This window comes from Chloroflexota bacterium, from assembly GCA_020850535.1.
In the GTDB taxonomy this organism is placed as follows: Bacteria; Chloroflexota; UBA6077; order UBA6077; family JACCZL01; genus JADZEM01.
On the sequence record JADZEM010000065.1, the window covers coordinates 1 to 12,377 of the forward strand.

Consider the following 12,377-nt stretch of genomic DNA (forward strand, 5'->3'; position numbering starts at 1 on the left):
AGCGACTGCAGGATCGTAGGCGGGGCTTTCAAGCCCCGACGCGGCCGCACGACGACATCAACATGCAATCGCCCTGGTTCGTGACTCAGGGCGATTGCATGTTCATTGGTGTCCCCGAAGCATCATGGAACGGGCGGTCGGGGACTGAAGTCCCCGCCTACACGCATGCCGTCGCTGCGCGACGGACACCGGGCACGGATAGGCACTGGTGCGACTGGAGCGTCGCGCAGCGACTGCAGGATCGTAGGCGGGGCTTTCAAGCCCCGACGCGGCCGCACGACGACATCAACATGCAATCGCCCTGACTCGATCCCGGGCATCCTGTTCGGCGGGTGAGGCGAGCGGCCATACTCTGAGCGGCGGTTGCGTCTTGAGCGGTGCACGGAGGCCGAGCATGCCAGGAACGATCCGGACCACCTCGCCGTATCCGATGCTGTCCGTCGCGGAGGCGACCCGCGAGATCCTGTCGCGCGTCGAGCCGTTGCCGCCGGTCCGTCTGGACTTCCGCACGGTGGCCGGGCTGGTGCTGGCCGAGGATGTGCTGGCGGACGACGATCTCCCGCCGACGCGCCGGGCCGGCGTGGACGGCTACGCGGTGGTGGCGCGGCCCGGACCGCTCCGGCTGCGAGTCGTGGGCGAGGTGACCGCTGGCAACGCGTCCTCGGTGACGGTTGAGCCTGACACGGCGGTCCGGATCATGACGGGCGGCGTGCTGCCACACGGGGCCGACGCCGTCGTCATGTTCGAGGACACCGGCGGCGAGCAGGATGGGTACGTCGAGGTCGTGCGCCCGCCCCGGTTGGGAGACCATATCCAGGCGGCCGGCGTGGACGCGCGCAGCGGTCAGGTGGTCTTGCGGGCCGGCCAGCAGCTGCACTCGCCCGAGATCGGCATGCTGGCGGCGGTCGGGCACACCGCCGTCAGCGTCCACCCCCGTCCGCGCGTCGCGGTGCTGGCGACGGGCGACGAGGTGGTGGCGCCAGACGGTACGCCGCCACCCGGCTTCGTGCGCGACAGCAACCAGTACGCGCTGATCGCGGCGGCCGAGGAGGCTGGCGGACAGGTTGTCTGGTCCGGGCACTGTGTGGACGATCCGGCTCGGCTTCGCGTGGCCGTCGAGGCGGCGCTCGGCGTAGCGGACGTGCTGATCACCTCGGGCGGGGTCTCGATGGGCACGCGCGATCTGCTCAAGCCGCTGCTGGCCGACCTCGGCGAGATCCATTTCGGGCGGGTGGCGTTCAAGCCGGGCAAGCCGCTGACCTTCGCAACGGTCCAGCGAACGGCGGTGTTCGCGCTGCCGGGGTTTCCCGTCTCCTCGCTGGTGACCTTCGAGGTGTTCGTGCGGCCGGCCTTGCGGCGGCTGCAGGGTCTGACGCGCCTGCACCGGCCCCGCGTGACGGTTGAGCTGGAGCACCCCATCGAGGCGAGCCGCTACCGGCTGGAGTATCAGCGGGCGGTGGTGCGGTGGCAGTACGGCCGGCTGATCGGCACGGCGACGGGGCGGCAGGCGTCCAGCCGGCTGCTGAACATGATCGGCGCGAACGCGCTGCTGGAGATCCCGTCTGGCGGCGAGATCCTGCCGGCTGGCGCCCGAGTGACGGCGCTGCTGACGGGGGAGATCGAAGACGCGCCAGCCCAGGGCTGACGCGTCTTCACTTCATCTTAGATGATGCCCAGGCTCAGGCCGCCGTCGACGAACAGGTCCGCGCCGGTGATGTACGAGCCGGCGTCTGAGCAGAGCAGCAGGGCTGCCGCCGCGCACTCGTCGGGCTGGCCGACGCGCCCCACCGGAATCCGCTCGTTGAGGCGGGCCACGACGTTCGGATCGGCCAGCGTCTCGGCGTTCCGGTAGGTGTCGATGGCGCCCGGGGCCAGGTTGTTGACGGTCACCCCGAACTTCGCCACCTGAAGGGAGAGGTTGCGCGCCATGTTGAGCTGGGCGTGCTTGGTCCCGGCGTAGACCATCATCTGGGCGCTGGGGCGGGCCTGCTGGACGCTCCCGATCATCAGCACGCGGCCCCAGCCCTGCGCGCACATCGACGGCACCGCCAGCTGCGTCAGCTCGAACATCGCCTTGAGGTTGACGTTGATCTGGTGATCGAACTCTTCCTCGGGGATCTCGCTCCAGCCCGAGCGGTACTGCACGGAGGCGTTGTGTACCAGGATGTCGATGCCGCCAAGCGCGTGGACCGACGCCTCATAGAGCGAGCGCGCGGCCCCTGGCTGCCCTAATTCGGCCTGGATCGCGTAGGCCGAGACGCCGAACGCCTCGGCCTCAGCCACGGCCTGCTCGGCGAGCGCGCGGCTCGACGCGTAGTTGACGACCACGTTCGCGCCGCACTCGGCCAGCGCCAGCGCGATCGACTTGCCGATGCCGCGCGGCGCGCCGGTCACGAGCGCCCGGCGGCCATCCAGCCGGAACTGCTGCAGGATTCCCATCGTTTCCGTCCTTCACTGGCCGTGTCGTGCGCGCCCCGTCCTCCGCTGGGCCAGCGGCCCCGCACGCCGTGGCCGTGAGTGTACCCGCGCCAGCCATGCGGCTCCGCTCACAGGGCGATTGCACGTTGAGCGGGTCGCGCAGCGCAGTCGGGGCTTGAAAGCCCCGCCTACCATCCTGCAGTCGCTTCGCGACGCTCCGGTCTCACCTGTTGCCGCTGGTCCCGGCGTCCGTCGCGCAGCGACGGCGTGAGTGTAGGCGGGGGTTTCAACCCCCGACTGCGCGTTTCACGGCGTTGCGGGAACATCGACGAACGTGCAATCGCCCTGGCTCCGCTCACGCCCGGCTTCGGGTTGGCGGAGGTCCGGGGTATAGTCACGCTCCAGCCTCGGCTTCAGGTCGGCTGGCCGGTGTGCCAGCGGGACCGTGAAGCACGTCAACGGCGGATCGTGGATGCAGCAGTCAGAGCCATCACGCCAGACGCGCACGCTCAGCATCCTGCTCGAAGTCTCCAGTGCGCTCGCCAGCCAGGTGCGCCTCGACGATCTGCTGGGGACCATCATCAGCAAGACGACGGACGTGCTCGACGCCGAGCGCGCGACCCTCTTCCTGTACGATGCCCAGCACGGCGAGCTGTGGAGCAAGACGACCGGTCAGCTTGAGATCCGCGAGATCCGGCTGCCGGTTGGCAAGGGCATCGCCGGCGACGTGGCGAGGACGCGGGCCGTCGCCAACATCCCCGACGCCTACGCCGATCCGCGCTTCGATCCGGCCGTCGACCGGCGGACCGGCTACCGTACGCGCTCGGTGCTGTCGATGCCGCTGATCGGCGCGCACGATCAACTGGTCGGCGTGATCCAGGTGCTGAACAAGCACAACCTGACCGGTTTTGACCGGGAGGATGAGGCGCTGCTTCGGGGGCTGACGGCCCACATCTGCGTAGCCATCGAGCGGGCGCGGATGGTCGAGGCATTCATCGAGCAGGATCGTCTGCTGGAGATGCAGAACGTCGCCAAGTCTCGGATGATCGACCACCTCTCCCACGAGCTGAAGACGCCGCTGGCGGTGCTGGCGGCGTCGAGCGGGGTGCTCCAGAAGATGGCCGCCGCCCAGCAACCGGAGCGGGCGCGGACCATCGGGGAGCGGGTGCAGCGGGCCATCAGCCGGCTGTCCGAGCTGCAGCTCGAAGCGTCGGACATCGCCGACCAGCGCAACTTTCACGAGGAGATCATCCTCTCGACGCTGCTGCGGCGGGCTGAGGATCTGTTCGACAGCCTGGCCGACGTCGAGGGCACGCCGCACGAGCTACGCCTGCGCTTCGCCCGGCGGATCGCCGCGATCTACGCCGACGACGACGATCAGGTCGCCTCGACGCTGGCGCTCGACACCTGGACGTCGGCGGTGGTGGAGTCGCTCCGGCCCGCGTTCGCGCATCGCGGCGTCAGGCTGACGCTGGCGCTGGCGGCGTGCCCGGCCGTCTGCCTGCCCGAATCGATCCTGTTCAAGTCGTTTCGAGGGCTGCTCCGCAACGCCATCGAGGCCACGCCTGACGGCAACGAGATCGAGGTCCGGCTGCGGACGCTGCACGGCGACGTGCGGCTGGAGATCCACGATACCGGGGTGGGCATCGATGCGGACTTGCAGCGCCAGTTGTTCTTCGGGTTCGTGCACGCCGGCAGCACGGACGACTACTCCTCGGGTCGCCCGTACGACTTCGGGGCCGGCGGGAAGGGGCTGGATCTCCAGCGCATCAAGCTGCTCTCGGAGCGTCACGGCTTCCAGCTCCGTTTCCGGAGCCAGGTGGGCGTCGGGAGCACGTTCATGCTGATCTTTCCGACAGCCATCCAGGCCATCCAGACGCCGCCGGCCGGCGAGCCTGAACCGACGGACAGGCCATGACGCACGACGCTGCGACGCACGATACCACCCAGCCGGCCGAGGGCGGCGGTACGTTCTTCCAGGAGCTGGACACGCAGCTGTTGGTACATGAGCTGAAGAGTCCGCTTGCGCTGGTCGAGGCGACCACCCGGACGCTGCTGGCCAGCCCCTCGCGGCATGGACCGCTGACGGAGCGCCAGGAGAAGGCGTTGCGGCGCATTCTGCGCGGGGCGCTGCGCGGGCGGCGGCTGGTCGAGCACCTGCTGGAGGTCGGGCGGGCCGAGGCATCGCAGTTCACCTATGCGTCGTTCGCCCCGGCCGAGGCGGTGCTCCACATCGTGCTGGCGGCCGTCGAGAGCTTCGACGACGCGCTGGCCGGCCACGTCTACGACGGCAGCACCGACGCCGAGCGGCTGGCGTCGCTGGCCGCCGCCGGTATCCACGTCCACGCTGGCCCGGGCGTCGGGAGCCTGACCATCCATCAAGACCCGGTCAAGTTCGATCTGATGGTGGGAAACCTGGTCCAGAACGCGTTGCACTACCGGCGGCAGACGCTCGACGTGACGCTGGAACAGGCTGGCGGGATGCTGACGGTGCAGGTGCAGGACGATGGGCCGGGCATCGCACCGGAGCACCATGCAACGGTCTTCGAGCGGTACCGGCAGGTGGCGGCGAGCGACGGCCTGGAGCGCAAGGGGCATGGGCTGGGGCTGGCGGGGGCGCGCATCCTGGCGCGTCGGCTGGGCGGCGACATCACGCTGAGCAGCGAAGTCGGGCGTGGCACGACGTTCTGTCTGACGGTCCCCACCGGGCGCCGGCGCTGAGACGCTGTGGCGCCGAACCCGTCGCGTGTGGCCCACGGTGTTCGTCTATACTCCGCCGCCAGCCTTGCGGGTCTCTGGGGGATGGGCTGGCGATGCTGGGAGGAGTGAGCTGACATGTCGGATGCAAGCGCCACGGATCGCCTGAGCGGGCTGCGGATCCTCGCCGTGGACGACGAGCCGGATATCCTTGAGACGATTGTCGACGTGCTGGACGGCGCGACCGTTGACGGCGCCCGGACCTACCAGGAGGCCGTCGCGTTCCTGGAGGCGCACACCTACGATGTGGCCGTGCTCGACATCATGGGCGTGGACGGCATGGAGCTGCTGAACCAGACGGTGGCGCTCGGCATCCCGACGGTGATGCTCACGGCCCACGCGATGAACCCGGACACGCTGAAGGCGTCCATCGAGCAGGGGGCGAACTCGTACCTGCCGAAGGAGGAGCTGGCGAACCTGGGCGAGCACATCGCGGACGTGCTGGAGGCCATCGAGGCGGGCCAGTCCACCTGGGAGCGGCTGTTCAACCGGATGGGCCGGTTCTTCGAGCGGGCGTTCGCCCCGGGCTGGCGGAACGGCGACCCCGACTTCTGGGCCTACTACTACGGCCCGGTGATGTAGGGTGCAGCCTTCGTAGCACGGGCACCTGACGCGACGACGACACGAGGCGTGCGATGGTACATCGGCGGCGTTGTGTTCGCGTTTCATGACGGCCAGGAAATCGGTCCTCGTATGCTCGCTCGCATCGCTCGACAAACTGGCCTGACGCCTGACGACCTGCAAGGTTGAGCGCGACTGCCGAAATGGCCCTGGTATCGACACCGTTGCCGGGCCCGAGGCTCTCCCGCGGCTGCTGCTACGCGCGTTTGGCGTACGCGGCGGCCTCGCACTGGCGTGCCGGCTCACGGTCCCGGGCGATCTGGTGACCAGGCTGTCTCGCGCGGAACAGCCGGGCGGCTGGCGCCGACCTATACTCAAGCCCATGCACCCGCGCAGACCGTTGATCGGGCGTGAGGATGAGCAGGCTGTCCTCGACCGCGCAATCGACGCGGCCCGAGACGGCTGTGGCAGCCTGGTGCTCGTGACGGGCGAGGCCGGCGTCGGGAAGACCGCGCTCGTCAAGGCGGCGTTGGCCGAGACAGATCTGCTGGCGCTCGCATCCGCTCCGCCACACGTCGATGCGGAGCCCTACGGGCCGATCGTTGCCGTGCTCCGCGCATTTCTCCACGACGCGCCGGATGGCTTGCCGGGACCAGGACCGCTCTCGATCCACCTCAACATCTTGCTTCCCGAGCGGGGGCCGCCACCCGAACGGAGCGACGCGCCGACGCTTCTCGAAGCGGTGCGGTGGGGCATGGAACAGATGGCCGCACGCCGGCCGGCTGTCGTGTTCCTGGACGATCTGCAGTGGGCCGACGCGGCGACAATCGACCTCCTGAGCGCGGCTGCCACCTGGCTCGAGCAACTTCCCCTCCTGATGATCGGCGCATACCGAGCCGATGGGCTCCCTCGTGACCACCCGCTCCGTCGCCTGCGCCTGGACCTGCGCCGGGCCGGTCGGGCACGCGAGCTGAGCATCAAGCCGCTCGACCAGGCTGGAAGCTCCCGTCTCGCTGCCTGCGCCCTTGGGCAGCGCGTGAGTCCCCACCTCCAGTCGATCCTGCACGACCGGACCCAGGGACTGCCGTTCTTCATCGAGGAAGTCGCGATGGCGCTGGCGGCGAGCGGACGACTGCGCGAGACGCCGGCCGGCCTCGCGCTCGATCAGCGCGATCCGCTGCCGGTTCCTGAGAGTGTTCGTGACACCATGCTGCTGCGCACCCAGGGATTGAGCCGCGACGCGCTTCAGGCCCTCCAGGTTGCGGCGGTCGCTGGCGTGCGCTTCGACCTCGATCTGGTGGCGGATCTGGCCGGCGGGGACGGTGGCCTGGACGAGCTGATCGAGCGGGGCATCGTGATCGAGGCGGAGCGCGGGGTCGGAGCGTTCCGTCACGCGCTGGCGCGCGATGCCATCTATGCCGATGTGCCGTGGGGACGCCGCCGAGCGCTTCATCGAGGGCTGGCGGAGCGTCTCGAGCCGCGTGGTGCTCCGCTCGGGCTCGTCGCGGAGCACTGGGGGGCGGCCCAGGAGACGGAGCGGGCGCGGCGAGCCCTGGTCGCCGCCGTCGAGGCGTTCTGTGCGCTCCATGCCTACCGGGACGCCGCCCGTGCCGCCGGTCGAGCGCTCGCCCTCTGGACCGAAAGCTCCGCGGCAGACCGGCTGGGGCTCCTGGAGCGCCTGGGGCATTGTGCCGAGCTGTCCGGCGAGCCGGCCGAGGCGGTCCAGGCATGGCGGCAGGCCGCCGCCGGCTGGCGCGACCTCGGCGACCTGCGCAGGGCGGCCACGGCGGAGCGTCGCCTGGCCACGGTCCATGAGATGCAGGGCGCGTGGGACCAGTCACTCGCGGCGCGGCTGTCCGCCGCCGATGCGTTCTCCGCGAGCGGGCTGCCCGGCGACGCGGCGGCAGAGCGGCTGTCGGTTGTGGCGCATCTCCGTTCGGCCGCGAGCCTGACGGCGGCGTTGCCGCTGCTCGAGATCGTCCATCGCGAAGCGGATGAAGCCGGTCGACTGGACCTCAAGGCCCGGGCCATGGGCCTCGAAGGCAGCGTTCGCGCCAAGTCGGGGCAGCACGAGGCCGGACTGGCTCTGGTGCGCGAGGGACTGTCGCTCGCGCTCGAGCGCGACTTGCCTGGGCTGGCCGCCGAGGTGTACCAGCATCTCGGCGATGCCCTGGAGCAGGCAGGGCAGTATGGCCAGGCACGGGAGACGTACCTGACGGCGGCTGAGTTCTGTCGCGCGCGCGGCGAGTCCGGCCTGGCCCACGTCTGCATGGCGTGCATGTCCGTCTTGTTGAGGCAGATCGGGGAATGGGACAGGACGCTCCGGGTCTGCCGAGACGTCCTCGCCTCCGACGAGAGCCCAGCACCTGCCCGCTCGGTCGCAGGAGCCATGCTCGGATCTATCTATGCGTTCCGGGGGGACGGACCCCGCGCGCGACCGCTCCTGCTCCAGTCGGCGACGCTCGCGCACCTGATCGAGCTGGCGGCGATCGAGATCCAGGACGCGTGGGGCCTGGCATTCGTGGAACAGCTTGCGGGAGATGACGACGCGGCGGCGGGTCATTGTCGCGCCCTCCTCGAGCGGTGGGAGCGGACCGAGGAGCGGCACTACGCGATCTCGTCACTCCGGTGGTCGGCGACGTTCTTCGCGGTCCGTGGTGCGGCGGCCGAAGCGCGCGCCTGTGCGAGCGCCCTCTCGCGGATCGCCGCCGAGAACACGCACGGCGAGGCGCTGGCTGGCCTCGCCCACGCGCTCGGCGAGACCCTGCTCCTCGAGGGCGAAGCGGAACAATCGGCTCGTCAGTTCGAACACGCGCTGGCCCTGCTGCGGGACACGCCGCTGCCGTTCGACGTGGCCCAGACACACCTCCGCGCTGGCGCGGCCCTCGGGGCGGCCGGTCAGCACCAGAGGGCCGTCGAGCACCTGACCGATGCGTATCGGATGGCGCGGAAACTGGGAGCCCGTCCACTGGCCGCGCAGGCCACGCAGGAGCTGGCGGCGCTCGGCGAGTCGCCGGAGCGGAGACCGGGCCGGGGCATGGCCTCCGGGCTTGAGCGTGGCGGCCTTTCGCATCGGGAGCTCGAAGTGCTGCGACATATCGCGTTGGGCCGAACCGACCGCGACATCGCGCGCCTGCTCTTCTTGAGCCCACGGACCGTCGAGCGGCACGTCGGCAACGTCCTGGCGAAGCTCAACTGCCGATCTCGCGCCGAGGCTGTCCGCCGGGCCAGCGAGCTCGGCGTCCTGGGCGACTGAACGCGCCACTCGAAGGCCGGGCAACGCACGACCTGGCCCATTCGGTCATCCGTGGCTGCCGAAGACGGCCTCCGGACGACGAAGCCCGCCTGAGAAAGATACGTAGGTCCCCCGATACGGCTGGGTGATCTCCCGCATCCTTGCGGCCTGCCGCCGTCGATAGGCTGAGGGTGCGAGCCAGCGAGCGCCCGGCCGCACGCTCCGGTGCGAAGTCCGCAACGGACGCGTGGACCTTGACGGAGACACCGCGGCGACGGAGACACCACGGCGGGGCACACGGCCGTGCCGGTCGGCACGACGTGCCAGTGTGCACGATAGGGGGAGACCGATGACCTTCGCGTGGACTGCTCAACGTGCGGCTGTCGCGCACGTCGCTCATCGCGCCATGCCGACCGTCGGCCTCGTGGCCGCCCTGGTCGTCACGGTACTCGGGTTGCCGGCTCCTACGCAGGCGCAGCCCGCGCGGTCCCGCGACCCGGCGGCGCGGGTGCAGCTCATTGTCAAGTCCGCCCACATCCTGGACGATCACGACTGGCACTCCGAGGGCGACCTGCAGTTGGAGGCAAAGCTCCTTCGCTGCTCGGCCACGGACACCTGCTTCCCGGGCAACGACGGAATGGCCGGCCTCACCGATCACCTGGAGCTCTTCGACGCCAGTTCCGACGAGACGGTCCCCCTGAATGTCGTGATCCCCAAACTCGGCGACCAGGGGCACAGCGGGTACGACCTGTCCGAGCGAGCCGGCTATCCGATGTACGCCGGCGCGGAGTACTTGCTCTGGCTCGACATGTACGACACGGACGACGAGCTCGATCCCGCCGGAGTCCGATGGGAGTACCTGGGCCGGATCTACGTCTGGCTCACCCCGGGCAACGACTGGGGCGTCGGCAGCTACACGCCGCGGAGCTTCTGGACCGATGGCGGCCCTGCTGACTACTACCTCGACTTCGAGATCCGCCGTACGCCGCTGCCGGACCTACGGGCGCGCGAGATCCGGAGCTTCGACGCCGGCGGGCTGCAGTACCGCTGCGTCGTCGTCGACAACGTCGGCAGCGAGCCGTCCGGCCTGTTCCAGCTCGGCATCCGCGACAGTGGCGTGCCGCTGTCGCGGACGCCGACCCTGCCGGCTCTCGAGGTCGGGGCGTCCACCGAGCACTGTGTGCTCCTGTCGGAGCTGGGGGACGGCCAGCGCGAGCTGTCGTTCGCGATCGACGAGGCGCGGCAAGTCCCGGAGATGGACGAGGCCAACAACCGGATCGCGCTGGTGGTGGACCGAACGGCGTCGCCGACGCCCGGCCCCACGCCGATGCCGACGCCGAGCGCGGCCCGGTCCGACCTCACCATCAGTGCGATCGAGGTCAACGGCCGGACGCCGGACGGCAAGGACGACTGTAAGGACGGCAAGAACGACGTGACCGCCGTCGTCAAGAACACGGGCAACGCCAACGCGGGCGCCTTCGCCGTCTCGCTCGCCGTGGACAAGGTGGAAGTTGGCAGCGAATCGGCGCCTGGACTGGACGCCGGGCAGGAGCGCGAGGTCCGCTTCGAGCATGTTCGGCTGAAGAAGGGCCAACGCACGCTGACGGCGACGGTCGACCCGGCGAAGCGTGTCGCCGAGGCGGACGAGGCGAACAACACGCTCACCGTCACCGCCGCGTGCAAGGACGACGACTAGCGCGCGGGACGACGGCCGGCCGCCCCTGAGCCGGCCATCTCGACACCACACCCGACACCACACAAGGAGGGACGCCATGCTCGCCTTCGACCCCATCGCGTACAAGGAGACGACACGGGAGCAGTGGCAGCAGGCCGCGGAGGCCTGGCATCGTTGGGGCCCGACGTTGAAGAGCTGGCTCGGCCCGGCCACGGATGTCATGCTCGATGCTGCGCGGATCAGCCCCGGCTGCCGCGTGCTCGACGTGGCGGCCGGCGCCGGCGAGCCGGCCATCACCATCGCCGAGCGCGTCGGACCGCGCGGCTACGTCCTCGCCACCGACATCGCGCCCAACATCCTGGAGCTTGCGGCCCGATCCGCCGGCGAGCGTGGACTCGGCAACGTCGAGACCCGCGAGATGGACGGCGAGCACCTCGAGCTGCCGGACGCGTCGTTCGACGTGGTGACCTCACGGGTCGGGCTGATCTACTTCCCGGACCGGCAGCGGGCGCTGTCCGAGATGCGACGGGTGCTCAAGCCGGGCGGACGCGTCGCCGCCATCGTCTATACGACGCCGGAGAACAACCGCTTCTTCTCGATCCCCGTCTCGATCATCCGCCGCCGCGCCCAGCTCCCGCCGCCGCTGTCCGGCCAGCCCGGCCCGTTCAGTCTCGGCGGTCCCGGCGTCCTGGCCGAGGCGTACCGGAGGGCAGGTTTCCGCGAGGTCGAGACGTGCATCGTCCCGTCGCCCCTGCGGATGCCCTCGGCGGCGGAATGCGTGCGCTTCGAGCGCGAGTCGTTCGGCGCATTGCACCAGATGCTGGCCGGCTTGCCCGAGGGGGAGCGCCGGGCCGCCTGGGACGAGATCGAGCGTGAGCTCGGCCAGTTCGAGGGGACCGGTGGATTCGAGGGTCCGTGCGAGCTGATCGTCGGAGTCGGCGTCAGGTAGCCGCCGGGTGCAAGGGTGACACCTGACAGCCCTGGCGCCCCGGCGCTTCAAGAGCCGGTGAGGAGGCCAGCAGGGATGGTCAACGACCGACCGGCGCGCTGCTCGGACCCGGTACAGGATGCGGCATGCACCACCACCTCTCCGGCGAGCACGGCGACACTGCTGTTCGCAGTTGGCCTCGCGACGGTGCTGCCACTCGGCGCGACGCAGCCCCCCGAACGCGACGTCCTCCCAACGATCCGATCCGACACGGACGGGATCCTCGACTCAGTCGACGTGGCGGCGATGCTGAACGGTGCAGGAGCCGAGGTCGGACGTGGGCGAGTGGCGCTGGTGGAGATGGACTGGCGACTGCGCGGGCTGGTCGTCTCGTTCCAGATCTTCCGGGTGACCGGCGGAGCGGGACTCGGGGCGCTGATCACCCTCGGCAGCGTCGGCCTCGACCGGGCAACGAGCGGTACCCGGGGCGCCACGCCCGCCGACCTCTGGACGCTGGCCCGCGAGACCATCCCGCTGTACGGCGGCCTGCGAGGATGCCACCTGGACGGGGCGGCCGACGCGATCCTGGTCCACTACGGCACGACGTCCCAGGTGGCCTGGCTGGCTGCCGACCACCTGGCGACGGTCAGCGTGACCGACCTGGGCGGCAACGAGGCGCGGCAGTCTGGGCTGGCGCAGGCCATCGCCCGCCTGGTCGCACCGCGCCTCGCATCCCGTGTCGCCGGGCGATAGCCGGCTGGGCCGAGACATGATTGGCCGTGCGACTGATCGGCCGATCATGT

The 12,377-nt window shown here is 70.2% G+C and carries 9 protein-coding genes; 8 read left to right on the forward strand and 1 reads right to left on the reverse strand.

The window, feature by feature from the left end; translation table 11 throughout:
- The first annotated feature begins 394 nt into the window (after window positions 1-394).
- The gene (locus IT306_09605) at window positions 395-1,645 is read left to right on the forward strand and encodes a molybdopterin molybdotransferase MoeA (protein ID MCC7368668.1); all 1,251 of its coding nucleotides are present in this window, start codon (window positions 395-397) and stop codon (window positions 1,643-1,645) included.
- Window positions 1,646-1,662: 17 nt separating this feature from the next.
- Here the strand turns inward: IT306_09605 and IT306_09610 are convergent, their stop codons facing one another.
- On the reverse strand, window positions 1,663-2,439 hold the full coding sequence (locus IT306_09610; GenBank protein ID MCC7368669.1) for an SDR family oxidoreductase: 777 nt from the start codon (window positions 2,437-2,439) through the stop codon (window positions 1,663-1,665).
- 451 nt (window positions 2,440-2,890) lie between these two features.
- Between IT306_09610 and IT306_09615 the strand changes: the two genes are divergently transcribed.
- The 7 genes from IT306_09615 (at window position 2,891) to IT306_09645 (ending at window position 12,327) form a co-directional block, all read left to right on the forward strand.
- Complete coding sequence (locus tag IT306_09615) at window positions 2,891-4,336, forward strand: GAF domain-containing sensor histidine kinase (protein ID MCC7368670.1); 1,446 nt, start codon at window positions 2,891-2,893, stop codon at window positions 4,334-4,336.
- Complete coding sequence (locus IT306_09620) at window positions 4,333-5,139, forward strand: HAMP domain-containing histidine kinase (protein ID MCC7368671.1); 807 nt, start codon at window positions 4,333-4,335, stop codon at window positions 5,137-5,139. Before IT306_09615 ends, IT306_09620 begins: the two co-directional genes overlap by 4 nt.
- 114 nt (window positions 5,140-5,253) lie before the next feature.
- On the forward strand, window positions 5,254-5,757 hold the full coding sequence (locus IT306_09625; GenBank protein MCC7368672.1) for a response regulator: 504 nt from the start codon (window positions 5,254-5,256) through the stop codon (window positions 5,755-5,757).
- A 301-nt stretch (window positions 5,758-6,058) separates the two neighbouring features.
- Window positions 6,059-8,992, forward strand: a complete 2,934-nt coding sequence (locus IT306_09630; protein MCC7368673.1) for an AAA family ATPase — start codon at window positions 6,059-6,061, stop codon at window positions 8,990-8,992.
- A gap of 328 nt (window positions 8,993-9,320) precedes the next feature.
- Window positions 9,321-10,667 (forward strand): hypothetical protein, encoded by a 1,347-nt coding sequence (locus tag IT306_09635; GenBank protein ID MCC7368674.1) that lies wholly within the window; start codon window positions 9,321-9,323, stop codon window positions 10,665-10,667.
- Between the two features lie 76 nt (window positions 10,668-10,743).
- Window positions 10,744-11,595, forward strand: a complete 852-nt coding sequence (locus IT306_09640; protein MCC7368675.1) for a class I SAM-dependent methyltransferase — start codon at window positions 10,744-10,746, stop codon at window positions 11,593-11,595.
- 75 nt (window positions 11,596-11,670) lie between these two features.
- On the forward strand, window positions 11,671-12,327 hold the full coding sequence (locus IT306_09645) for a hypothetical protein (protein MCC7368676.1): 657 nt from the start codon (window positions 11,671-11,673) through the stop codon (window positions 12,325-12,327).
- Window positions 12,328-12,377: the final 50 nt, after the last annotated feature.